This is a genomic window from Nocardia sp. NPDC060249, from assembly GCF_042728755.1.
GTDB lineage: Bacteria > Actinomycetota > Actinomycetes > Mycobacteriales > Mycobacteriaceae > Nocardia.
Window position 1 is genome coordinate 200,779 of record NZ_JBHXAQ010000003.1, and the last position, 23,981, is coordinate 224,759.

Genomic DNA, 23,981 nt, shown 5'->3' on the forward strand with positions numbered 1-23,981 from the left:
GCCACGAAGTTCGCGGCGGCGATCAGAGACGAGGCGGTCCGGGGCTCAGGACGACTCGGCGGCCTTCTTGTAGCCGACGATCGCCGGGTAGGCGAAGACCGCGACCATGCCGACCGTCCAGGCCACGGTCTTCAACAGCGGTTCAGCGACCGGCCCACCGTAGGACAGGCCCTTCATCGCATCGATGGCACAGCTCATCGGCTGATTGGCGACCACGTCCTGCAACCAGGTCGGGTAGGCGAAGACCGGGACGAAGCCGGTGTTGAAGAACATCAGCAGCGTGTTGAGAATGCCGATGAGGCTGATCAGCATCACGCCCTCGGTGATCGTGGCCAGTGCGGTCACCATCACCGCGAACCCGATGCCGAACAGCACCGGAACCAGCACCAGGGCGATATTGGCGAACGGGTCCTCCATGAACAGGAACCCGAGCGGCACCGCGACGAGCAGCACGATCAGTGTGGTGAGCAGGATGCGCAGCATCTCGGCCAGCAGTCGACCGGTCAGCAGCGAGGCCTTGTTGAGCGGCATCGTGTAGAACCGACTGAGCAGGCCCGAGGCCTTCTCACGCTTGAACCCGAGGGCACTCACCACCGCGCCGGTCATGGCCGCGACCAGGGTGAGCAGCGCGGCTTGGCCGTAGATGCTGGGGGCGCCGGTGGCCGCGGTGATCGAGTCACCGAGCACGATCCGGAACATCAGCAGGGTCACCGCCGGGTAGGCGATGGTCTGGATGGTCGTCGACGGGTCGCGCAACCACACCATCAGCAGGCGCTTGGTCTGGATCAGACTGTGGGTGAACCACACCGACACCGATCCCTCCGGCTTGGTGTGCACCACCGGAAGGTCGGCCGCGGCCTCCTCGACCGACGTCTTCTCGATTGTTGTCATGATCGCCTCACACTCGCCCACACAGCCAGTGGGAGGAAGAAAACAGCCAGGCCGCCGAGCCACGCCAGCGAGACCCACGTGCCCGCCCAGCTCAGATGGCCCGCGGCCATATCGCTGAGCGTCTGGGCGAACTGGGAGATCGGCTGGTTGCGCGCGAACGGGCGCACCCACGACGGGAAGCTGGCCTCGGGCACGAACCCGGTCGACATCATGCCGAAGATCAGAATCGGCAGCGTGAGGGCCTGACTGAGCGCCTCCGGGTTCTTGGTGAGGCTGCCGAGCGCGTCGGCGCCGAGCGTGAGCACCACGCCGACGGTCAGCGCGAATCCGCAGAACGCGAGCGCCTGCAGCCAACCGCCGGTGAACCGGAACCCGATCACATAGCCGTAGCCGACGGTCGCGATCAGCGAGACCACCGATCGCACCAGCCCCGCGCAGATGCGCGACATCAGCGGAACCAGCGAACCGATCGGCATGGTTTGCAGCCGAGTGCTCAATCCGGTGAGCGCTTCGAACGCCGCGAGCTGTGCGTTCGACATCATCGTCATGGCCATCGTCTGCAGTACGACGATCGGCATCACGTACTGCGCGTAGTCGATGCCCTGGACCTTCATCACGTACCGCAACGGCAGGTAGAAGGCCACGGTGACCACGAGCGGGGTGAGCACCGCGACGATCAGCTCGCCCTTGGTGGCCATGGTGTGCACGATGCGCCCGGTCAGCGCGCGCCACTGCGCGAAACTGCTCGGGCGCACAGCGGGAAGCTCGGCGAACAAGGTGTTCGCCGCGGGGGTGGACACGCTCACTAGTGGCCGCCCGAGTGGCCGGTGATCGACAGGAACACGTCGTCGAGCGAGGGCCTGCGCAGCGCGATGTCGGCCAGGTCGATGCCCGCGGCGTCGAGCCTGCGCAGTGCCTCGGCGAGGGTGGCGGCGCCGTCGGGGGCCGGGATGGACACCTTGTCGGCGCCGTCGGTCTCGGCGGCGACAGCGGCCGGGACCAGGTCACCGAGGGCCTTGACGGTCTGCGGGACACGGCTCGGATCGAGCGGCACGATCTCGCAGAAGCTGCCGCCGGTCTTGGCTTTGAGCTCGTCGGCGGTGCCCTCGGCGATGACGGTGCCCTTGTCGATGACGATGATGTTGTCGCTGAGCACGTCGGCCTCTTCGAGGTACTGCGTGGTCAGCAGCACCGTGATGCCCTGGTTCTTGAGCGCGGTCACCAGGTCCCACACGCCCTGGCGGCTGCGCGGGTCGAGGCCGGTGGTCGGCTCGTCGAGGAACACTACCTCGGGTCGCACGACGAGCCCGCAGGCGATATCGACGCGACGGCGCATGCCGCCGGAGTAGTTGCGCACGGCCCGCTTGCCCGCGCTGACCAAGTCGAATTCCTCGAGCAGCACTTCGGCGCGCTTGCGGGCGGCCGACTTGGTCAGGCCCATCAGTCGCCCGAACAGCTCGAGGTTCTCCCGGCCGGTCAGATTCTCGTCGAGCGCGGCGTACTGGCCGGTCATCATGATCGAGCGGCGCACGCCCGCGGCATCGGTGAGCACGTCGTGCCCCGCTACGACGGCGGTGCCGGAGTCGGGACGGAGCAGGGTCGACAGGACCTTGACCATGGTGGTCTTGCCCGCGCCGTTGGGTCCGAGAATGCCCAGGACACTGGCCTTGCCTGCCTGGAAACTGATGCCTTGCAAAGCGTGCACATCGCCGAACGACTTGCGCACGTCGGACACCAGCACCGCGGGTTCACTGTCGCTCGACGCGACGCCACCTGCGGGCGAATCCACTGAGATCGAACTCGGCATCAACTCTCCACCATCGGCCGGTGCGCACGGCTCTGGAAGAGACGAGCGCACGCGGAATAAATTCTTCCCGGTAAGTGATCCATACCGTTCGGCGCGATGTTACCGGTCCGGCGGTTTCGCGGGCCCGGTCTGCGCCGATGCGCCCGGTTTGCCGGGCGCTGCCCGCGACCCGCTGTGGTGTTGCTCACCTGGGCAGTGCAAGGGCAGTGCGCGGACCTTGTCGGCCGGGCCGTGCGCCCATACGCTGACAGCGGGGAAACACTCGTCTCACCGGCCCGCGTGCGGGCGTGTTCGATCTTGGGGAGGTGACCATGGTCGAGTCGGCTTCTACCGCTGCCGCGCCCGCCGGTCGATCCGATGTGCTCACGGCTTTCGATCCGCGCACCGGTGAACAGCTCGCGCAGTATCCCGTGCAGGGCACCGCCGAGGTCACCCGCGCCGTGCGCACCGCACGCGCCACCCAGAACTGGTGGGGGGAACTGGATTTCAGCGAGCGCAAGCATCTGCTCCTCGACTGGCGTCGCCAGATCGCCAGGAACGCAGGTGAATTGGTGGATCTCCTGCGCAGCGAGACCGGCAAACCGGAGGCCGACGCCACCCTGGAAGTGATGCTGGCGGTGGAGAATCTGGACTGGGCCGCCCGCAACGCCGAGCGCACGCTGGGCCGCAAGCGCCTGCCCACCGGCTGGTTCACCCGCAATCAGCACGCCTCCGTCGGCTATCTGCCGCTGGGCGTGATCGGCGTGCTCGGCGCGTGGAACAACCCGGTGTTCACGCCGATGGGTTCGATCGCCTACGCCATGGCCGCGGGCAACGCGGTGGTGTTCAATCCGCACGAACTCAGCACCGGGGTCGGCACCTGGCTGGCCGACAGCTGGGCCGCGGTATCGCCCGAACAACCCGTGTTGCAGGCGGTTACCGGAAATTCGCGGACCGCTACCGCCCTGTGCAAGGCCGAGGTGGACAAGATCGCCTACGCCGGGCCGCAGGCGCGCGGACGCGAGGTGATCGCGCTGTGCGCACAGACGCTGACGCCGGTGGTGGTGGAGAACTGCGGCAAGGGCAGCATGATCGTGCACGTCGACGCGGTGCTCGACGCGGCCGCGGAGGCGGCGGTGTTCGGCGCGATGGCCAACGCCGGCCAGAACTCCTCGGGCATCCAGCGCTGTTATGTCGCCGATTCGGTGTTCGACGACTTCCTGGCCAGAGTGGCCGAGCGAGCGGCGAAACTGCGTCCCGGCGCCGACAACCGCGCCTCCTACGGGCCGATGATCAATGCCACCCAGGTCGACGTGGTGCGCAGACAGGTCCGCGACGCGCTCGCCCACGGCGGGCACGCGGTACTCGGCGGGCTCGATTCGTTCCGCGACCCGTACGTGGAGCCGATCGTGCTGGCCGAGGTACCCGAGGAGAGCATCGCGATCACCGGCGAAGGGATCGGCCCGATGCTCGTGGTGAACCGGGTCGCCGACCTCGCCGACGCCGTCACCCGGGTGAACGCGGCGGGCAACGGCATCGCCGTCACCATCTTCACCCTCGATATCCCCAGCGCGGAGCTCATCGCCGAACAGCTCAAAGTCGGTGTGGTGACGGTGAATTCATCGACCGCGTTCACCGGCATCCCGGCCCTGCCGTTCGGTGGGGTGGGCGAATACGGCCAGGGGCACAGCCACGGTCAGCACGGGCTGTACGAATACAGCCGCACGCTGTCGATCGCCCGCAGGCGCTACCGGGCCCCGGTCCGGCTGTCGACCTTCGACCGCCGACCAGGGCACCTGCAGACGGCGAAAGCCCTGTTCCGCTTGCGCCACGGCCGCGGCTGAGCGGCTAGTTCCCGTCCGCCGAGCCGCTGCCGAGCAGTACCGCGCCGGTCAGCGCGGCGAGGCGGGCGAGCTGTTCGGGGCGCGAGTCGAAACGCAGCAACCGACCGACATCGATGATCTGCCCGACGGCGGCGTGTACCCGGAAGCGGGCTTCGATCGGGTCGCCGTCGAGCAGGTTGGCCCATTCCAGAATGTTCTGCCGCTGGATGGCGCGCAGACGGTGCTGCTCGGCCTGCGGGAGGTTACTGAACTCCGCGTAGTAGACCGGCGCGATCTCGGGGGTCGCGAAGGTGAGGCGCGCGTGCTGGTCGGCGATGCGGCGGGCGGCGTCGGCCCGGTTCTCGCTCTCCGCCAGCGCCTCGCCGATCGCGACCGCGAGCCGGTCGGCGGTGCGATGAAAAGCCGCCGCGAGCAGGTCGGCCTTGCTGTCGAAGTGGCGGTACACGCTGGAGGCGTTGATGCCGACGGCGGCGCCGATCTCCTCGATACCGGATTCGTGATACCCGTTGCGGCCGAAGATCCGGATCGCCTCGGTGAGCAGCTGTTCACGTTTCGACGTGACCGGAAGGCCACGGGGCTGCTTGCCGGGTTCGGCCGCGGCGGGGGTGGGGGGCAGCTCGGCGCGCACGATCGCCCAGGCCATCTCGAGCTGCACCGCGAGCATGCGGCCGTGCGAGAGGGTGGTGCGGTGCGCGGCGATGCTGGCCAGCGAACTCAGCGCGCCGACGGCGAGCAGGATGACGTCGTCCGCGCCGGCCTCCGGCCGGACTTCGGCGATCCGCGCGGCCACGTTCGCCTCGAGTTCGCGATAGAACGCGCGGATGCGCACCCGGTCGTCGGGCTCGAGGTAGCGGCGTTCCCAGCGGTAGAGCCCGGCCTCGCGGCGGATGTCGATATTGCGTTCGGCGACGGCGGTGAGCAGCGCGTCGAGCCTGGCTTCCGGGCTCAGCGACGGGTCGTCGGCCGCGGCGGCGACATCGCGCAAACCCCGAGCGCCCTCCTCGGCGGCGGCGACGAGCAGCGCGTACTTGTTGGCGAAGTGGCGGTACAGCGCGGGTCCGGAGATACCGACCTCGGCGGCGATCTCGTCCACCCCGACCGGGTAGTAGCCGCGCGCGCTGAACGCACGGGCGGCGGCCCGCATGATCTGCATCTTGCGGTCCTTCGGCCTGCGGCGCACGACGCGGGCAGGTGCGGTCGTCGGCTCGCAGGCCTGTTCGGCCTCACTGCGATCGGCGACCATGCACTCACTTTCCGTTGCGCGAACCGGGTTGGTCCAGTCAACCTAAGTTAACCACAATTCGCAAACGTCGAGGGCAGGTCGAGGAAATGGGACCGCCCCGGCAGCGACGTGCTCGCTATCGGGGCGGTCCGGGAGAAACCAGCGTCTACAGGCCGAGCCCGCGCGCCAGGGTCGGCCACGACAGCTTCAGCTCGTCCTTCCAGTAGCCCCACGAGTGGGTGCCGTTGGGGCGGAAGTTGTACGTCGCCGGGATACCCAGCTCGTTGAGCCGGTTGGCCAGGTTGTGCGTGCAGTAGTTGGTGCCCGCCTCGATGACGCCACCGATGACGATCTGGTTGGCCAGACCGTAGGCGCCGGGCAGCGCGTACGGTCCGTCGAGGGTGTCGTACGGGCCGGGCAGGCCGTTGCCGGTGGAGATGTAGAGATCGAGGCCGCGCAAACCTTCGGCATTCACATACGGATCGTTCTCGACCCAGCCCTGCGAACCCTGCGGACCCCACATGTTCATGGTGTCGCCGCCGCCCCAGGTCTCGACCGTGACCTTCACGAATTCCGAACCGACCGGGTCGGAGGTCTGCGCGCAACCGCTGTACGCCGCGGCCGCCTTGTACAGGCCGGGCTTGGCGATCGGCAGCGCGAGCACGGTGGTGCCGGAGGTGGACAGACCCGCGATGGCGTTCACACCGTTGGTGCCCAGCGCGCCGTCGACCAGCGGGGGCAGTTCCTCGGTGAAGAAGGTCTTCCACTTGTTGCGGCCGAGGACCGGGTCGTCGTGGATCCAGTCGGTGTAGTAGCTCCAGGCGCCACCGATCGGCTGGATGACGTTGACGTTCTTGTCGCTGAGGAATTCGAGCGCGTCGGTCTTGGCCACCCACGACGCCGAATCCTCGCCGCCGCCCGCACCGTTGAGCAGGTACAGCGTGGGGCGCGGGACCGAGGCGTCGGCGGGACGCTGCACGTCGACGATGATGTTCTGATCCATGGCCGCGGAGTACACGTGCAGCCGCAGACTGCGCGAATCCTTCACTTCGGCCTTGACGATCTTGGAGCCGTCGTCGGAGACGGGGTTGGCGAGCAGGCTCTTGGAATCGATGATCGGGTCAGCTGATGCCGGGCTCGTGCCGATGCCGGCCATCAGTCCCGCCGCCACTGCCGTTGCCGCGATCATCGCCGCGGCCCGGGAGCCACGACGCCGGGTGTGCCGACGCATCAATTTCGCACCTTCGCTTCGTCTCGAATTCCGATTCGGTCCGTGCTCCAACAGGGCACGAAGTTGCAACCAGCCAGACCCTACGGGTTATCCGGTGGTGACAACAGGGGTAATCGTTACAACAGCGCGGTCACATCATGCCTCACCGGCACCCCTGATGTCACCGCGCACCAGCGTTTTGTGTCATCGCGCCCCGGCCGCACGGTCACCGGCGTCGAGCAGTTCCGCCAGTCGCGGACCGATCTCGGCCAGCGCCTGCGGCGAGGTCATCTGATCATGCACCACCGCGACCGGCCGATCGCGCACCGCGCCGTCGACATACGGGGCCCAATTGGCCGCCGCCGCCTCGTGTCCGAGCGCGCTGAAGTATTCGAGCCTGCCACGGAACACCGCGGGCCGGTGTTCGGCGATCAGCTCGGCCGAGCGCACCGCGCTGCGGTAGATCCGGCGCACCCGTTCGGGGGTGAGGACGGCCATGTTGGCCGGGATGATCGCGTGCAGCGCGGCCAGTGCGTCCTCGCTGAGTTCGCGCACCCCCGCGGCGGGCAGCGCCGCGCTGATGTCGACGCCGAGTTCGGCGAGCGCGTCACGGACCGCGGTGTGGAAATCGGGGACATCGATATCGGGATGCGAATCCAGCATCGCCAGCAGCGACACCTGCTCCCCCGCCGCCTGGAGTTCGGTGGCGACGGCGTGGGCGAGCACACCTCCCAGCGACCAGCCCATCAACCGGTACGGGCCGTGTGGCTGCTGGGTCCTGATCTCGGCGGCGTAGCGGCGCGCCATCTCGGCGAGCGTGCCGGGCAGGTAGCCCGCCTCGCTCAGCGCGGGCGACTGGAGGCCGAAGATCGGCCGCCGCGCCGGAATGTACTGCGCCAGCCCGGCGTAGCACCAGGACAGCCCGTACATCGGGTGGATGCAGAACAGCGCGCCGCCCGCCTCGGTGCCGTGCGGCACCCGATTGCGAATGGCCAGCAGGACGCCGAGGGCGTCGTCGGATTCGAGGTCGGAGGTGAGGTCGCGGTCGCCGCCCGCGGACTGGGTGGCGTCGATCCGCTCGGCGAGCGCGGCCACGGTGGCGTCGGTGAAGAACCACTGCACCCGCACCTCGGCGCCGACCCTGGTGCGCAAACGGCTGATGGCCTTGGTGGCGACCAGGGAGTTGCCGCCCAGTTCGAAGAAGTCGTCGTCGAGGCCGACCTTGCCCGCGCCGAGCACCTCCGCGTAGACCTCGGCGACGGCACGCTGCAACGGCGTGGTCGGCGGGCGGTAGGCGCGCGTGGTGAAGGCGGGGACGGGCAGGGCCTTGCGGTCGAGCTTGCCGCTGGCGTTGAGCGGCAGCGCACTCAGGATCACCACGGTCGCCGGAACCATGTACGACGGGAGTGCGGCCCTGGCATGGGCGAGCAGCGCGACTTGATCGAAACCGGCGGTGGTGGCGCCGCTTTCGATCGAATAGCCCTCCGGGCGAGCCGAGGCGGGAGCCGACTCGACCGGCACCTCGACCGGCACCACGTAGCCGACCAGGCGGTCTCCCGTCGGGCCGTGGACCAGCGCGACAGCGGCGTGGCGGACACTGTGATGATCGCGCAGGACCGCCTCGACCTCACCGAGCTCGATGCGCTGACCACGCAGCTTCACCTGGAAGTCGCTGCGGCCCAGGTATTCCAGGTTCTCGTCGGCGGTCCAGCGCACGACGTCGCCCGTGCGGTAGAGCCTGCCGCCGCCGGGATGAGCCACGAAGCGTTCGGCCGTGAGAGTGGGCGCGCCGAGGTAGCCGCGGGCCAGCTGCACACCTTCCAGGTACAGCTCCCCCGCCGTGCCGGGCGGGACGGGACGCAGCTGCCGATCGAGCACGTGCGCGCGCGTGTTGGCGACCGGAACGCCGATCGAAATACCCACGGCGGGACCGGCTTCGACCTGCGCCGCGGTCACCACGGTGGCTTCGGCGGGCCCGTACCAGTTGACCAGTGTCGCCGCGGGCAGCACCTGGGCGAACCGGCGGGCGGTCGAGGATGACAGCGCCTCGCCCGCCGCGAATACCCTTCGCAGTGACGGAAATTCGCCCGGGTCGCGATCGGCGAGGAACGCATCCAGCATCGAGGGCACGAAATGCGCGGTGGTGACGGCGCGTTCGGTGATCACCTCGGCCAGGTAGGCCGGGTCACGGTGCCCGTCGGGAGCCGCGATCACCACGGTGGCGCCGGTCTGCAACGGCCACAGCAACTCCCAGGTGGAGATGTCGAAGGTGACCGGGGTCTTGTGCAGGACCACGTCGCCGGGTCCGTGCGGGTAGGTGCGCTGCGCCCAGCGGAACTGGTTGACCAGCTGCCGGTGCGTCAGCATGACGCCCTTGGGCGTGCCGGTGGACCCGGAGGTGTGGATGACGTAGGCGAGATTGTCGGCCGCCGGCAGCGCGAGATCCGCCACTTCACCACCGGCGGTGTCCATGTCGAGGACGGGGATGCCGGACGTGGTGGTGAAACCGGCGGTGGCGAGCACGCAGATCGGCGCGGCCGAGGCCAGCACCCGTTCGGTCCGTTCGGCCGGATGGTCCGGGTCGGCCGGTACGTACGCCGCACCGGTCCGCAGTACCGCGTAGATCGCGGTCACCAGGTCGATGCCGCGCCGCATCGCGACCGCGACGAGCGTTTCCGGCCGGGCGCCCCGCGCACGCAGGGAAGCGGCGAGATCGCGCACGCGTTCGTCGAATTCCGCGTAGGTGTAGGTGGTTTCGCCGTCGACCAGCGCGGTGGCCTGCGGCGTGCGCCGTACCTGCGCGTCGAACAGCGACAGCAGGGTCGCCTCGTCGAGCAGTTCGGGCGCGTCGGTGGCGTTGACCGCCGCCAGGGTCGCGCGTTCCTCCGCGAGCAGCACATCGATCTCGGCGATCCTGGCCTGCGGGCCCGCGACGAACCGCGCCAGCAGCATCGAAAAGCGTTGCGCCAGCGCGGTGGCGGTGTCCTCACCGAACACATCGCGCAGGTACTTCACCGACACCCGGAGCTGCCCGTCGGCGACCACCTGCACGGTGAGCGGGTAGTGGGTGCCGTTGGCGGCGTCCATCCCGGTGACGGCGGCCGATCCGGACGCGGCCCGCGCCAGCCCCTCGCGGTCGACCGGGAACGACTCGAAGACGACCAGCGAATCGAACAGCGCGTCGATGCCCGCGATCTCCTGGATCTCACCGAGCCCCAGGTAGTGGTGATCGAGCAGCGCGGCTTGATCGTCCTGCAGCCTGCGCAGCAGCTCGGCGACGGTATCGCCGGGGCGCAACCGCACGCGAACGGGAATCGCGTTGAGGAACAACCCGACCATCCGCTCCACACCGTCGAGCTGGGCAGGCCTGCCCGAGACGGTGGCGCCGAACACCACGTCGTCGCGATCCACCAGCCGTGCGATGAGCAGGCCCCACGCCGCCTGGACCACGGTGTTCACCGTGACGCCGAGGCCGGCGGCGAGCTCGCTCAGCGCGGCGGTGTCGGCCGGGGAGAGCGCGAAGCCGGTTTCCCCGGTGCCCGTCGCGATCTCACGGCCCTGATCGACGGGGGCGAGCGGTGTGGGCTCGGCCAGTCCGGTGAGCGCGGTGCGCCATGCCGTCCTCGCGGCTTCGAGATCCTGGTCGACGAGCCAGGCCAGGTAGTCGCGATAGGGCGCGACCTTCGGCAGGCGCCTGCTACGACCGCCGACCACGTAGGCGGTCAGCAGTTCCTGCAGCAGCAGCGGGGTCGACCAGCCGTCGATCAGGATGTGATGGCTGGTGACGAGCAGATGCGCGGCCTCGGCGGTGCGCACCAGGGTGAACCGCAGCAGCGGCGCGGTGGCCATGTCGAAGTGCGCGGCCAGATCGGCGGCGCGAATGCGCTGGTAGGCGGCTTCGTCGGCGTCGATGACCTGCCACGGCACGTCGATGTCGTCGAGCACCACCTGCAGCGGCGCGCCCGCGGCGTCGGTGGCGAACGCGACGCGCAGGTTGTCGTGCCGGTCGAGCACGGCCTGTGCCGCCTCGTGCAGGTGCTCGGCGTCCACGGACAGATCGAGATCGAGGACGAACTGGGTGATGTAGGGGTCGACCGAGTTCTCCGCGAGCAGCGCGTGGAACAGCATCCCCGATTGCAGCGGCGTCACCGGCCACACGTCGCTGAGCAGCGGATAGCGGCGGACCAGGCGCGTCAGTTCGGTCTGGCCCAGACGCACCAGCGGGAAGTCCGACGGCGTGAATCCGCCCGCGCCGGGCTGCAATCCGTGTTCGGCGAGTCCGCCGAGCGCGCGGATCCAGTGTTCGGCGAAGGTCTTGACCGCGTCCGCGGTGAGCACGGCGGTGGCGTAGTCGAACCGGGCGACCAAGCCGTCGTCGGTCGCGTCGACCGTGAGTACCAGCGCGAGGTCGTCGGCGGCCACATCGGTGTGCACGCGCGCCGGGCGCAGGTCGCGCAGGCGGACGGCGAATCGGCCGCGGTCCAGCGTGCGGACGCTGTCGGCGGTCTCGGCGTCGAGGTAGCGCAGCAGCCCGAACCCGGCGCCGTGGGCGGGCACCGCGCGGCGCAGTTCCTTGATCTGGGCCAGGGCCGTTCCCGCGGCGGGACCGCCGACGAGCGCGTCGCCGACGTCGATGCCGTCCAGGCGCAGCGCGAGCGGGTAGTCGGTGGTGAACCCGCCGACGACGTTGTCCGCATCGGGTCGGCCGAGCAGGCGCTGATCGGCGCGCAGCCGCACCACCGTGCCGATCGCCCGGGCCGCGGCGGTGTCGGCCGCCGTGTGCAGGGCCAGCGCGGCGGCGGTGAGCAGCACCTCGTCGACGGTGGCGCGGTAGGCGTCGGCGACGGTGCGCACCGCGGTGGTGCCCTCGCCGGTGATGCTCAGCGAGACCCGGTTGCGCAGGTGCAGGTCGGCGGATTCGCCTGCCCTGGAACGGATCGCGCGATGCCAGTACGCGCGTTCGGCCCGCGCGGCGGCGGTCGAGGGGTACTCGGCGAGGTGGCGTACCAGGTCACCGAGTCCGTCGTCGGGTGCCGCGGGTGCGGCGTGGCGGCCGCGACTCCAGGCCGTGGTCAGCTGATCGACCACGGCGCGCCACGAATTCTCGTCCAGGACGAGGGCGTTGGCGACGACGACCAGGGTGGTCGAGCTCCCGGCGTCGCCGGTGAGCACGAAGTGGATATTGCGGCCCTCGTCCGGATCGAGCGCCGCCGAGGCCGCGGCCACGATGTCGTCGACGGGCAGCGAGGACTCACCGTCTTCGTTGTCGAGCCTGCGGAAGGCGTCGCCGGTGCGTTCGTCGGGCGGCGGGATGCGCAGCACCGGGGTCTCGCCCGTGCGGTCGAGCAGCGCCCACAGCATCGGATGCTGGTTCATCACCGCGGCCGCGGCGGCGGCGACGGCGTCGTCCGGGCAGTCGGCCGGTACCTCGAGCAGCACCGCGCGGGGTTCGACCGCGGCCGTGCCCGCTTCGGTGAGCTGTGCGGCGGTGGCGGTGAGTGGCAGCGTGGCCGAGGGCGCGCTCGGCGCGACGGCGACTTCGGCGCGCCCGGCGAGCGCGGCGACGGTGCGCGCGTCGAACAGATCGCGCGGTCGCAGAACCACTCCGGCCGCCGTGGCCCGTGAGACCACCTGGATGGCGGTGATGCTGTCGCCGCCGAGGGCGAAGAAGTCGTCGTCGAGGCCGACGCGGTCGTGGCCGAGGACGTCGGCGACGACCCGGGCGATGGTCTTCTCGGCGGCGGTGCGGGGCGGGCGGTATTCGCCGCGAGTGGCGATCGGGTCCGGCAGCGCGCGCCGATCCAGCTTGCCCACGGGAGTCAGCGGAATCTCGTCGAGCACGAGGATCGCGGCGGGCACCATGTAGTCGGGCAGCACCTGCGCGGCGAGCGCGGTGAGCTCGGCGGTATCGAGCGCGCGACCCTCGTCGGCCAGGACGTAGGACACCAGCATCGTCGAGCCGGTGCCGTTGTCGCGGCCGAGCGTGGCGACCCAGGCGACTCCGGGTGCGGCGGCCAGCACGGCGTCGATCTCGCCGAGCTCGATCCGCAGCCCCCGGATCTTGACCTGGAAGTCGTTGCGGCCCTGGAACTCCAGAACATCGCCACGTCGGCGAACGAGGTCGCCGGTGCGGTAGAGGCGGGCGCCCTCCGGACCGAAGGGGTCGGCGATGAAGCGCGACGCGGTGAGGGCGGGGCGCCGGTGGTAGCCGCGGGCGAGCTGGATGCCGCCGAGGTGGAGCTCACCGGCGACGCCGTCGGGGACCGGACGCAGGCGTTCGTCGAGGACCAGGGCGCGGATGCCACGGATCGGGCCACCCATGTGGACCGGGTCGCCCGGACGCAGCGCGTCGCTGATGGCGGTCATGACGGTGGTCTCGGTGGGGCCGTAGCCGTTGTGGAAGTGCCGCTGGGGCAGCGTGTTCCAGCGTGCGGCCAGGTCGGCGGGTACGTGCTCGCCGCCGACGATCAGGGTGCGCAGACCGGGTACGCCGTCGGGGTCGAGGGTGGCCAGCACCGACGGGGTCAGGAAGGTGTGGGTGACGCCCTCGGTGCGGATCAGTTCGGCGAGCTCGGTGCCGCCGACGGATCCCGCGGGAGCGACCACCAGGGTGCCCGCGCCGCCGAGGGCGAGCAGCAGTTCCAGCACGGACGCGTCGAACGACGGGGAGGCGAAAGCCAGTGCGCGCGTCGTGGTATCGAGGCGGTAGCGCTGTTTCTGCTCGGCGCAGAAGTTGGCGAGTCCGGCATGGGTGACAACGACGCCCTTGGGCAGTCCGGTCGAACCGGAGGTGTAGATCATGTACGCGGCGTTGCCGGTACTCGGCGGAGAGAGCAGTTCGATCTCACGCAGGCCCACGGTGGCGCAGCCGGCGATCTCGGCGGTGAACACTCGATCGTCGAGCGCGACCCAGCCGCCGTCGCCGGACAGCGCGGGCAGGCCGGCGAGTTCGGCGGCGAGGGTGATGCCGAAGACCGCGCCGGAGTCGGTCACCATGTGGCTGATCCGCTCGGCCGGGTACCCGGGGTCGATCGGCACGATCACCGCGCCGGTGCGCGCGATCGCCCAGACCGCGAGCACCGATTCGACCGAGCGCCGAATCGCCACCGCGACTGCGGCTTCCGGGCCCGCGCCCCGAGCGATCAGGCCGCGGGCCAGCTGGTTGGCGGCGGCGTCGAGTTCGGTGTAGGTGAATCCGCGCCCGTCGCCGCGCAGGGCGATGCCGGTCGGGTTGGCGCGCACCGCGTCGTCCATCAGCTGGGCGAGGGTGCGTTCCGGCTCGGCCGCCGGGCCCGCGAAGGTGATGCCGGCGAGGAATTCGGCGGGGTCGAGCAGGTCGATATCGCCCACGGCGAGATCGGGGTCCGCGGCTACGGCGGCGAGCAGACGCACGAAGCGCGCACCGAAACTCCGCACGGTCCCGGCGTCGAACAGGTCTGTCGCGTAGGCGAATTCGGCGTGTATCCCGCCGTTGTCCTGCTGCTCACGCACGGTGAGCAACAGGTCGAACTTGGCTTCGGCGGTGCGGGCGTCCAGCGCGCCCACCGTGATCCCCGGCAGTTCGAACGCGACCGGGGCGAGGTTCTCGAACGACAGCGCCACCTGGAACAGCGGGTGCCTGCCCGCCGACCGCGTGGGCGCGATCGCGTCGACCACCCGCTCGAAGGGGACGTCGGCGTGGGCGAAGGCGCGCAGATCGGTGTCGCGGGTCTGTGACAGCAGCGCGGTGAACGGATCGCTCTCGGTGATCCGGCTGCGCAGCACCAGGGTGTTGACGAACATGCCGACCAGATCGTCGAGCTCACGGGCGCCACGGCCCGCGATCGGGGTCCCGATGGCGACGTCGCCAGCGCCGCTGAGCCTGGCGAGCAGCACCGCGAGCGCGGCCTGCACGACCATGAACACCGTGACGCCCTGCGCGCGGGCCAATCCGGCGAGCGCGGCGTGCAGTGCGGCGTCGATCTCGAAGGTGCTGGTGGCGCCTGCGAAGGACTGCACCGCCGGGCGCGGACGGTCGGCGGGGAGCGCGATCTCCTCGGGCAGGCCGGCGAGCTCGTCGTGCCAGTAGGCCAGCTGAGCGGCGGCCGTGGAGGTGGGGTCGGCTTCGTCGCCGAGTGCGTCTCGTTGCCACACCGCGTAATCGGCGTACTGCAGCGGCAGCGGCGACCACGCGGGCGGCGAGCCCGCCGTACGGGCGGTATAGGCGAGGACGAGGTCGCGGGTGAGCGGCCCCATCGAGAAACCGTCGGCGCTGATGTGGTGGGCGACGAACACCAGCACGTGATCGTCGGCGCCGAGGCGCAGCAGCCGCAGGCGGACCGGTGGCTCGGCGGTGACGTCGAACCCGGTGGCGACGAACCGGCGCACCTCGTCGGCGAGGTCGTCGGCGGCGACCTCGACCGGGGTCAGGTCGACGCGCACCGCGTCGGGCGCGAGTACGTCCTGAACCGGCACGTCCCCGCGCGCCGGGTAGCGGGTGCGCAGGACCTCGTGCCGGGCGAACAGGTCGGCGACGGCCAGTCCGAGGGCGGGCAGGTCGAGGGCGCCGGTGAGCCGGATCGCGGCCGGGATGTTGTAGACGGTCGCGTCGGGGTCGAGCCGGTTGAGCAGCCACATCCGCTGCTGTGCCAGCGACAACGGCACCGGCTGCGGGCGCGGTCCGGCGAGTAGCCGCGGTGCGGCGGCCTCGTCGGATCGGTGCACGCGCAGGGCGAGATCGGCCACCGTAGGCGCCTCGAACAGCAATCGAACGCCGACCGTGCGATCGAGTGCCGTCCCGATCCGGGCCGCGGCCCTGGTGGCGAGCAGCGAATTGCCGCCGAGGGCGAAGAAGTCGTCGTCGGCGCCGACGGAGGCGACGCCGAGGATCTCGCCGTAGACCTCCGCGACCACCTGCTCGGTGGGCGTCGCCGGGGCACGGAAAGTGGCGGCCTCGAAGACCGGCGCGGGCAACGCCTTTCGATCCAGCTTGCCGTTGACGGTGTACGGCAGTTCCTCGAGGACGACGAAGGCGTCGGGCACCAGGTAGGTCGGCAACCGGTCCCCCAGCACGGACTTCAGCTGTGCGACATCGAGATCCGCGCCGACCACGTAGGCGACCAGTCGATCGCCGAAATGGGCGTCGGTCCTGGCGAGCACCGCGGCCTGAGTCACCCCGGGCAGCCCGAGCAGCACAGCTTCCACCTCACCGGGCTCCACCCGGAATCCGCGGATCTTCACCTGGAAGTCACTGCGGCCCAAGTAGTTCAGCTCGCCACCGCCGGTCAGCGGGAGGCGCGCCACCAGGTCACCGGTGCGGTACATGCGGGCGCCGGGTTCGAAAGGATCGGCGACGAAGCGGTCGGCGGTCTGGGCCGCTTTGCGCAGGTAACCGCGAGCCAGCTGGACGCCGCCGAGGTACAGCTCACCTCGGACGCCGGGGGCGACGGGTCGCAAGCGCTCATCGAGCACGTAGACGCGGCTGTTCCATTCGGGCGCGCCGATCGGCACGGTGAGCACGTCGGCGGTGCCGACGCGGTGGTCGGTGATCGACACCGCTGTCTCGGTGGGGCCGTACAGGTTGTCGATCCTGGTGCCGGGCAACGCTTTCAGCAGGCGCTGGGCCAGCGCGGCGGGCAGGGATTCACCGATCGCGAGGATGCGGGTCAACGCGACCCGGCCGCCGTTCTCGTCGTGCGCGGACGACTCCCAATACCCGGACAGCGCGTCGAGCAGAGACGGCACCGCCGTCAGGGTGGTGACGCCCGCGTCGGTGATCAGGTCGTCCAGGTAGGCGGGGTCGCGGTGGCCGTCGGGCGCGGCGATCACCAGGCGGCCACCGCAGACGGCGGCGGACCAGAATTCCCACACGGACAGGTCGAAGGTAGCGGGGGTCTTCAGCAGGAAGACATCAGCGGCATCCGTGCCGAATTCACCGCGTAGCCACTGCAACTGGTTGATCACCGCCGCGTGCGGCACCGCCACCCCCTTGGGGCGACCGGTGGAGCCGGAGGTGAAGATGACATAGGCGGTGTTGTCCGGGTGCAGCGGCGCACGGCGGTCGGCGTCGGTGATCGGGCCGGGATCGGCGGCGGCGATCACCGGGTGGTCGACGCGCACCACCGGCGCGGCGTCGGTTCGGAAACCGTTGGTGAGCACGCAGATCGGTGCGGCGGTGTGCAGGATGTAGTCGGTGCGGTCGGCGGGCTGATCGGGGTCGATCGGCACGTAGGCGCCGCCCGACCTGGTCACCGCGTACATGGCGACCACGAGATCGATCGACCGGGGCAGGGCTAGCGCGACCAGCGACTCCGGGCCGACCCCGATCGAGATCAGGTGTCGCGCGAGCTTGTTCACCCGCGATTCGAACTCGGCGTAGGTGAGTTCGAGGCGACCCTCGGGCAGATCGGCCACGAGCGCGACGGCTTCGGGGCGGGCGACCGACGGCAGGTCGGCGAGGGTGCCGCCGGGCACAGCGAGATCAGCGGCGCCACTGACGATTTCGGTCGCGCGTTCCTCGGCGGTCCGCAGGTCGACGTCACCGACCACCACGGCGGGCTCGCGCACCACCGCGTCGAGCAGCAACGCCAGCCGGTCGGCGAAGGCCGCCACCGTCGCGGCGTCGAAGAGATCGGTGGCGTAGGTGAAGAAGCCCTCGATGCCGGTGGGTGCGCCGTCCGCGTCGTATCCGTCGCCGACGATCAGATGCAGATCGAATTGCGACACAGCGAGTTCGGAGGACACCGGCGCGATCCGCAGGCCCGGCAGTTCCAGTGCCGCGCGGTCGATGTTCTGGAAGGACAGACCCACCTGGAACAGCGGATGACGTGCGGTGGAGCGCGGCGGATCGAGCACCTCGACCAGTCGCTCGAACGGAACATCGGCCGCGGCGAACGCGGCCAGGTCGCTCGTGCGCTGGGCGGCGAGCAGCGCGGCGAACGTCGCACCACCGTCGTAGCGGGTGCGCAGCACGACCGTGTTGACGAACATGCCGATCAGATCGTCGAGTTCACGCTCTCCGCGACCGGCCACGGGGGTGCCAACCGCCACGTCCGCGGCACCGGACAGTCGCGCCAGCAGCACGGCGAAAGCGGTGTGCAACACCATGAACACCGTGGCGCCACTGTCGCGGGCGAGCCGCGCGAGCGCGGCGTGCGTCGCGGCGTCGATGCGCACCGGCACCCGTCCGCCCGCGAGGGAGGCGACGGCGGGGCGCGGGTAGTCGGCGGGCAGTTCGAGCAGATCCGGCAGATCGGCGAGTTCGGAGCGCCAGAACGAGAGCTGTTGGGCAGCCGCCGAATCCGTCTCGTCCTCGGTGCCGAGCCGATCCAGCTGCCACAGCGCGTAGTCGGCGTACTGCACCGGCAGCGCCGCCCACTCCGGGGCATGTCCGGCGGCCCGTGCGAGATAGGCGGTGGTCACATCGCGCACCAGCGGCGCCATCGAGGAGGCGTCGGCGGCGATGTGGTGCACCACCACGGCGAGCACGTACTCCGTGGGAGCGTCGGGTTCGCTCCCGGTGATGTCGAGCAGCCGGACGCGCAACGGAACCTCGGTGGTCACATCGAAGGCGGTCGACGCGAGTGCGGTCACCTCGGCGATCAGCGCGGTCGCGGCGTCCTGGGCTCCGGTCTCACCCGCGGTCGGCTGCCCGGCGCTGATCCGGTGCACAGTGACGTCGAGGTCGACCCGGTCCGCGGGGAGAACTTGCTGAATCGGGCCGTCGGCGGTGTCGGGGTAGACCGTGCGCAGGACCTCGTGGCGGGCCAGTACGTCGCGCAGCGCGGCGGTGAGGGCCGCGACGTCGAGGGCCCCGGTCAGCCGCAGCGCGAAGGGCAGGTTGTAGGCGGCGGCTCCGTCGTCGACGCCCTGGTCGAAGCGGTTGAGGAACCACATGCGGCGCTGGGCGGGCGAGAGCGGCAGCTCGTCGGGGCGAGGCAGGGTGCCGAGGCCACTGGCCGGTTCCGCCACCGCGTCGGGGTCGAGTACCGCGGCCAGCCCGGCGACGGTGGGGGTTTCGAAGAGGGTACGCACGGCGATGCGGCCACCGGTGGCGGCGCCGAGTCGGGCGACCAGGCGGGTGGCGATCAGCGAGTTGCCACCGAGCGCGAAGAAGTCGTCGTCGGCGCCGATGTCGGTACGGCCGAGCACTTCCCCGAACAGACCGGCGACGAGCCGCTCCTGCGCGGTGCTCGGCGCGCGGAAGGCCCGTGCGGTGAAGCTCGGCGCGGGCAGTGCCGTGCGATCGAGCTTGCCGCTGGGGTTGAGCGGCAATGCGTCGAGCACGGTGATCGACGCAGGCACCATGTAGACCGGCAGGGTCTTCGAGACAGCGGCCTGTAGCCGGTCGGGCTCGGCGGCGTGGCCGGGCGCGGGCACCACGTAGGCGACCAGCTGGTCACCGAGCTCGGTCGCCGCGACCAAGGCCACTGCCTGGCTCACGGATTCGTGCGCCAGCAGCGCGGTCTCGATCTCACCGAGTTCGATCCGCTGTCCGCGGAACTTCACCTGGAAGTCGATGCGCCCCAGGTAGTCCAGCCGGTGCGGGGCATTCGCGGTGGGCCGGCGCCACACCACCAGGTCGCCGGTGCGGTACATGCGAGCGCCCGTCGAGCCCGCGCCGGATACCGAGGCGAAGGGGTCGGCGACGAATCGATCGGCGGTGAGACCGGGTCGCGCGACATAGCCGCGCGCGAGCTGATCGCCCGCGAGATAGAGCTCCCCCGCGATACCGGGCGGCACCGGTCGCAGCCGATCGTCGAGGACGTACACGCGAGAGTTCCACTGCGGCAGTCCGATCGGCACCGACCGCTCACCGGGGCGGGCCGGCCAGTAGGTCACCGAGACAGCGGCTTCGGTCGGCCCGTACAGATTGTGCAACCTGGCGGAAGTGACCGCGGCCATGGCATCGACGGTCTCCGCGGGCAGGGCCTCACCGATGACGAAGATCTCGCGTAGCGACTCCAGGTCGGCGTGGCCCTCGGACACGGAGTTCGGGTCGACCGCTGCCGCCTGCGCGGCGAACATCGTGAGCATCGACGGGACGAAGTCGGTGACGGTGACCTTGTGCTTGCCGATCAGGTCGATCAGATAGGCGGGGTCGCGGTGGCCGTCCGGGGTGGCGAGCACCAGTTTCGCGCCGACGCGCAATGGCATGAAATAGCCCCACAGCGACACGTCGAAGGTGGTCGCGGTCTTCTGCAGGTACACATCACCCAGTGCGAGCGGGTATTTCGCCAGCATCCACACCAGCTGGTTGTGGATGGCGGCGTGCGAGATCGCGACGCCCTTCGGCTTGCCCGTTGACCCCGAGGTGAAGATGACGTAGGCCGGGTGGTCGGGGTGCAGCGGTGCGCGCAGTTCCGGCGCGAGGACGGGATCACCCGGTACACCGGCGAAATCGAGTTCGTCGAGCAGCAGCAGCGCGGTGCCGGGCGGGACTTCGATGGCGTCGGCGCGGGTGCTCAGCACGCAGGCGGGGCGCGCGGTGTCGAGAATGTAGGCGATGCGCTCGGCCGGATGGTCGGGATCCAGCGGCACATAGGCGCCACCCGCGGTGAGCACCGCGTACATCCCGATCACCAGGTCGGGTGAACGCCGGACAGCCAGGCCGACAAGGCTTTCGGGACCGACGCCCTGGTCGATCAGCAGCCGGGCGAGGGCATTCACGCGCGCGTCGAACTGCCGGTAGGTCAGCTCGGTGTCGCCGTAGACCAGCGCGGTGGCGTCCGGATGGGTCTGCACCGCACGGCGATACGCGTCGAGCATCGGTTCCGGCGGCACCGGATGACGGGTTTCGTTCCAGCTCACCAGGCTCTGCTCGCGCTCGGCCTCGGTGAGCAGGTCGATCTCGGCGATCGCGAGATCGGCGTCGGTGGCGACCGCGTCGAGCAGGCGGGTGAACCGGGCCGCCAGGATTTCGATGGTGGCCGCGTCGAACAGATCGGTGGCGTAGTTGAACGACGCGGCCATCGGCTCGGCCGGATCCGCGCCGGGCACGATCGTGAGCTGGAGGTCGAAACGCGCTACCGCACCGCCGAATTCGACGGGAGTGGCGTCGAGGCCGGGCAGGCGCAGGTTCGGCAGGTCCAGGTTCTGGAAGAACAGGGCAACCTGGAACAGCGGGTGATGGGCCTGCGAGCGAACCGGATCGAGCAGTTCGACCAGGCGCTCGAACGGCAGGTCGGCATGGGCGAAGGCGGCGAGGTCGGCGCGCTTGGTCGCGCGCAGCAGTTCGGCGAAGCTCGCGCGCGGGTCGAGGTGCGTGCGCAGCACGAGCGTGTTGACGAACATGCCGATCAGGTCGTCGAGTTCCCTGGCGCCGCGACCGGCCACCGGGGTGCCGATGGCGATGTCGTCGGTGTGCGCGATCCGACCGAGCAGCACCGCGAAAGCGGCGTGGACGACCATGAATTCGGAGGTGCCGCTGCGCTGGGCGAGCGCGGCGAGTGCCGTGTGCACCGTCGCCGGGATCTGGAACCCGAATTCGGCGCCGCGGCCGGTGAAGACGGGCGGGCGTGGGTGATCGGTCGGCAGGTCGAGTCGGTCGGGCAGCCCCGCCAGCGCCGTCCGCCAGTGCGAGATCTGGGCGGCGGCAACCGAATCCGGGTCGTCTTCGGCGCCGAGGAGCTCGCGATGCCACAGCGTGTAGTCGACGTACTGCACCGGCAGCGGCTGCCACCGGGGCCGCGACCGGTTGCGGCGGGCGAGGTAGGCGCCGAGCAGGTCACGCAGCAGCGGCGCGACCGAGGCGCCGTCGGCGGTGATGTGGTGCAGGGCCACGGCGAGCACGTGATCGTGCGGCCCGAGCTCGGCCAGCGCCACCCGGAACGGCACACCGGCGGCGACATCGAACCCGGTGGCGGCGAATTCGCCGAGCCATAACGGCAGTTCGTCCTCGGTGAGCGAGTCGACCAGCACATCGGGGACGGCTTCGGCCATCGGCAACACGACCTGGTGGCCGACGCCGTCCACCACCGCGCCGTCGGCACCTCGCTCTGGCACCTCGGCGGAGTAGACCGGGTACAGCGTGCGCAGTGATTCGTGCCGGGCGACCAGGTCCGACAGCGCCGCGTGCAGGGCGCGCGGGTCGAACGGTCCGGACAGCCGCAGCGCGAACGGGATCGTCTCGGCGGTCGAACCCGGATCGAACTGGTTGAGGAACCACATCCGCTGTTGCGCGGGAGAGAGCGGGATCAGCGCGGGGCGTTCGCGCGGGGCCAGGGGCGCGTGGCCGCCCGCGCCCTTCAGCGGTTCGAGCAGCGCGGCGAGTCCGGCGACAGTGGGGCTCTCGAAGACGTGACCGGCGGGCACCCGGGCCGAGAGCTCCGCTCCGAGTCGCGCCGCGGCCCGCGTGGCGAGCAGCGAATTGCCGCCGAGGGCGAAGAAGTCGTCGTCGGCGCCCACCGGGTTCTCCGGGGCGAGCAGCTCGGTGAAGACGTGCGCCACAAGCTCTTCCATCGCACCCGAGGGCGCCCGGAACTCCTCGGCGCGCAGGGTGGGCGCGGGCAGCGCGGCCCGGTCGAGTTTACCGACCGGAGTCAGGGGAATGGTGTCGAGCACGGTCAGCGCGGTCGGCACCATGTGCGCGGGCAGCCCGGCCTTGGCGTGCTCGAACAGCTGGTCGGTGTCGATTCGCGCGCCGGGCGCGGCGTGCACGTACGCGGCGAGAATCGTGGTGCCGTTGTCGAGTTCGTGCCCCACGGTCACCGCGAAGTCGACGGTGTCGTGCGCGGTGAGCACAGTGTCGATCTCGCCCAGCTCGATCCGGAACCCACGCACCTTCACCTGGAAGTCGTTGCGCCCCACGAACTCGATCGCACCGTCGACCCGGCGACGCACCAGGTCACCGGTGCGGTACATCCGCCCCTCGGCCCCGGCGAAGGGATCGACCACGAAGCGCGACGCCGTCAGACCCGGCTGACGGTGATAGCCACGCGCCAACCCGTGACCGGCGATGTACAGCTCGCCGATCATCCCGTCGGGCACCCGGACCAGTCGTTCGTCGAGCACGTACTCCGTTACCCCACGCAGCGGCGCCCCGATGTTCATCGTGTCGCCGACCACCAGCGGCGCGCTGATGTTGGTCACGATGGTGGTCTCGGTCGGCCCGTAACAGTCGTGGAACCGGCGGGTATCGGTGGCCCAGCGCCGGATCAGGTCCGGCGGGCACGCCTCGCCACCGGTGGTGACCACGGCCAGCGCGTCGAGCCCGGCCGGATCCAGCGATGCCAGGGCGGCGGTGGTGATGAACATGTGCGTGACGGCTTCGCGGCGCAGCACGTCGGCCAGCTCGGCACCGCCGAAAATGCCCGCGGGCACGAGCACCATGGCGGCTCCGGCACCCACCGCCATCAACAGCTCCAGCACGGCGGCGTCGAACGAGGGCGACGCGAAATGCAACGTCCGCGAGGTCGGCTCGATCGCGTAGTGCGCGCGCTGCTCGGCGCAGTACCCGGCCAGGCCGGCGTGCGTCACCACGACGCCCTTGGGCAGGCCCGTGGAACCGGAGGTGTACACGACGTAGGCGGGGTGTTGCAGCCGCAGCGGACGCACCCGGTCGGCGAAGGTCACCGGATCACCGGACTGGTCGTCGGTGGCGCGACGGACGGCGTCGTCGTCGAGGCACAACCACTCCAGCGCACCGGGCAGACGGTCGACCGCGGCGCCGACCGCGACCCCGAGCACCGCCCCGGAATCGCCCAGCATGTGACTCACCCGAGCAGGCGGATAGTGCGGGTCGACGGGCAGGAACGCTGCGCCGGTCTTGGTCACCGCCCACATGGCCAGCACCGATTCCGGCGAACGCGGGATGCCGATGGCCACCACGTCCTCGGGGCCGACGCCGCGGGCGATCAGCAGCCGCGCCAGCCGGTTGGAACGTTCGTCGAGCTCGGCGTAGGTCCAGCGCACCGGCGCGGACACACCGTCGTCCCACGACAGCGCGAGCCCGCCGGGGTTGGATTCCACCGCCACGGTCAGCAGTTGCGGCAGCGACTTTCCGCGCTGCCGGGCACGGGCGCCGGACGCCCGGTTCGCCCGGGTCACGAC

The 23,981-nt window shown here is 70.4% G+C and carries 7 protein-coding genes; 1 reads left to right on the forward strand and 6 read right to left on the reverse strand.

Annotated elements, in window-relative coordinates; all coding sequences use genetic code 11:
- Nucleotides 1-45: 45 nt before the first annotated feature.
- From ACFWFP_RS14790 to ACFWFP_RS14800, 3 genes are read right to left on the reverse strand one after another with little or no spacing between them, the layout of a single operon-like run.
- Nucleotides 46-891, reverse strand: a complete 846-nt coding sequence (locus ACFWFP_RS14790) for an ABC transporter permease (RefSeq protein ID WP_378993703.1) — start codon at nt 889-891, stop codon at nt 46-48.
- The gene (locus ACFWFP_RS14795; protein ID WP_379295271.1) at nt 888-1,691 is read right to left on the reverse strand and encodes an ABC transporter permease; all 804 of its coding nucleotides are present in this window, start codon (nt 1,689-1,691) and stop codon (nt 888-890) included. Before ACFWFP_RS14795 ends, ACFWFP_RS14790 begins: the two co-directional genes overlap by 4 nt.
- Before the next feature lie 5 nt (nt 1,692-1,696).
- Entirely contained in the window at nt 1,697-2,698 is a 1,002-nt protein-coding gene (locus tag ACFWFP_RS14800; RefSeq protein ID WP_379295273.1) for an ATP-binding cassette domain-containing protein, read from the reverse strand.
- Nucleotides 2,699-3,009: 311 nt separating this feature from the next.
- On the opposite strand from ACFWFP_RS14800, the gene ACFWFP_RS14805 reads away from it, so the two are divergent.
- The gene (locus tag ACFWFP_RS14805) at nt 3,010-4,521 is read left to right on the forward strand and encodes an aldehyde dehydrogenase family protein (RefSeq protein WP_379295275.1); all 1,512 of its coding nucleotides are present in this window, start codon (nt 3,010-3,012) and stop codon (nt 4,519-4,521) included.
- A gap of 4 nt (nt 4,522-4,525) precedes the next feature.
- Here the strand turns inward: ACFWFP_RS14805 and ACFWFP_RS14810 are convergent, their stop codons facing one another.
- From ACFWFP_RS14810 to ACFWFP_RS14820, 3 genes are all read right to left on the reverse strand, one after another.
- Nucleotides 4,526-5,764 carry a TetR/AcrR family transcriptional regulator gene (locus ACFWFP_RS14810; protein ID WP_379295277.1) on the reverse strand — a complete coding sequence of 413 codons (1,239 nt, stop codon included), beginning with the start codon at nt 5,762-5,764 and terminating at the stop codon, nt 4,526-4,528.
- 145 nt (nt 5,765-5,909) lie between these two features.
- Entirely contained in the window at nt 5,910-6,932 is a 1,023-nt protein-coding gene (locus ACFWFP_RS14815) for an alpha/beta hydrolase (RefSeq protein WP_379295983.1), read from the reverse strand.
- A 225-nt stretch (nt 6,933-7,157) separates the two neighbouring features.
- Nucleotides 7,158-23,978 carry an amino acid adenylation domain-containing protein gene (locus ACFWFP_RS14820; protein ID WP_379295279.1) on the reverse strand — a complete coding sequence of 5,607 codons (16,821 nt, stop codon included), beginning with the start codon at nt 23,976-23,978 and terminating at the stop codon, nt 7,158-7,160.
- Between the last annotated feature and the right edge of the window lie 3 nt (nt 23,979-23,981).

What these genes read in the sequence shown, in the direction of transcription:
- ACFWFP_RS14790 (WP_378993703.1), bottom strand. Translation starts at nt 891, where the DNA reads ATGACAACAATCGAGAAGACGTCGGTCGAGGAGGCCGCGGCCGACCTT.
- ACFWFP_RS14800 (WP_379295273.1), bottom strand. Translation starts at nt 2,698, where the DNA reads ATGCCGAGTTCGATCTCAGTGGATTCGCCCGCAGGTGGCGTCGCGTCG.
- ACFWFP_RS14810 (WP_379295277.1), bottom strand. Translation starts at nt 5,764, where the DNA reads ATGGTCGCCGATCGCAGTGAGGCCGAACAGGCCTGCGAGCCGACGACC.
- ACFWFP_RS14815 (WP_379295983.1), bottom strand. Translation starts at nt 6,932, where the DNA reads ATGATCGCGGCAACGGCAGTGGCGGCGGGACTGATGGCCGGCATCGGC.
- ACFWFP_RS14805 (WP_379295275.1), top strand. Translation starts at nt 3,010, where the DNA reads ATGGTCGAGTCGGCTTCTACCGCTGCCGCGCCCGCCGGTCGATCCGAT.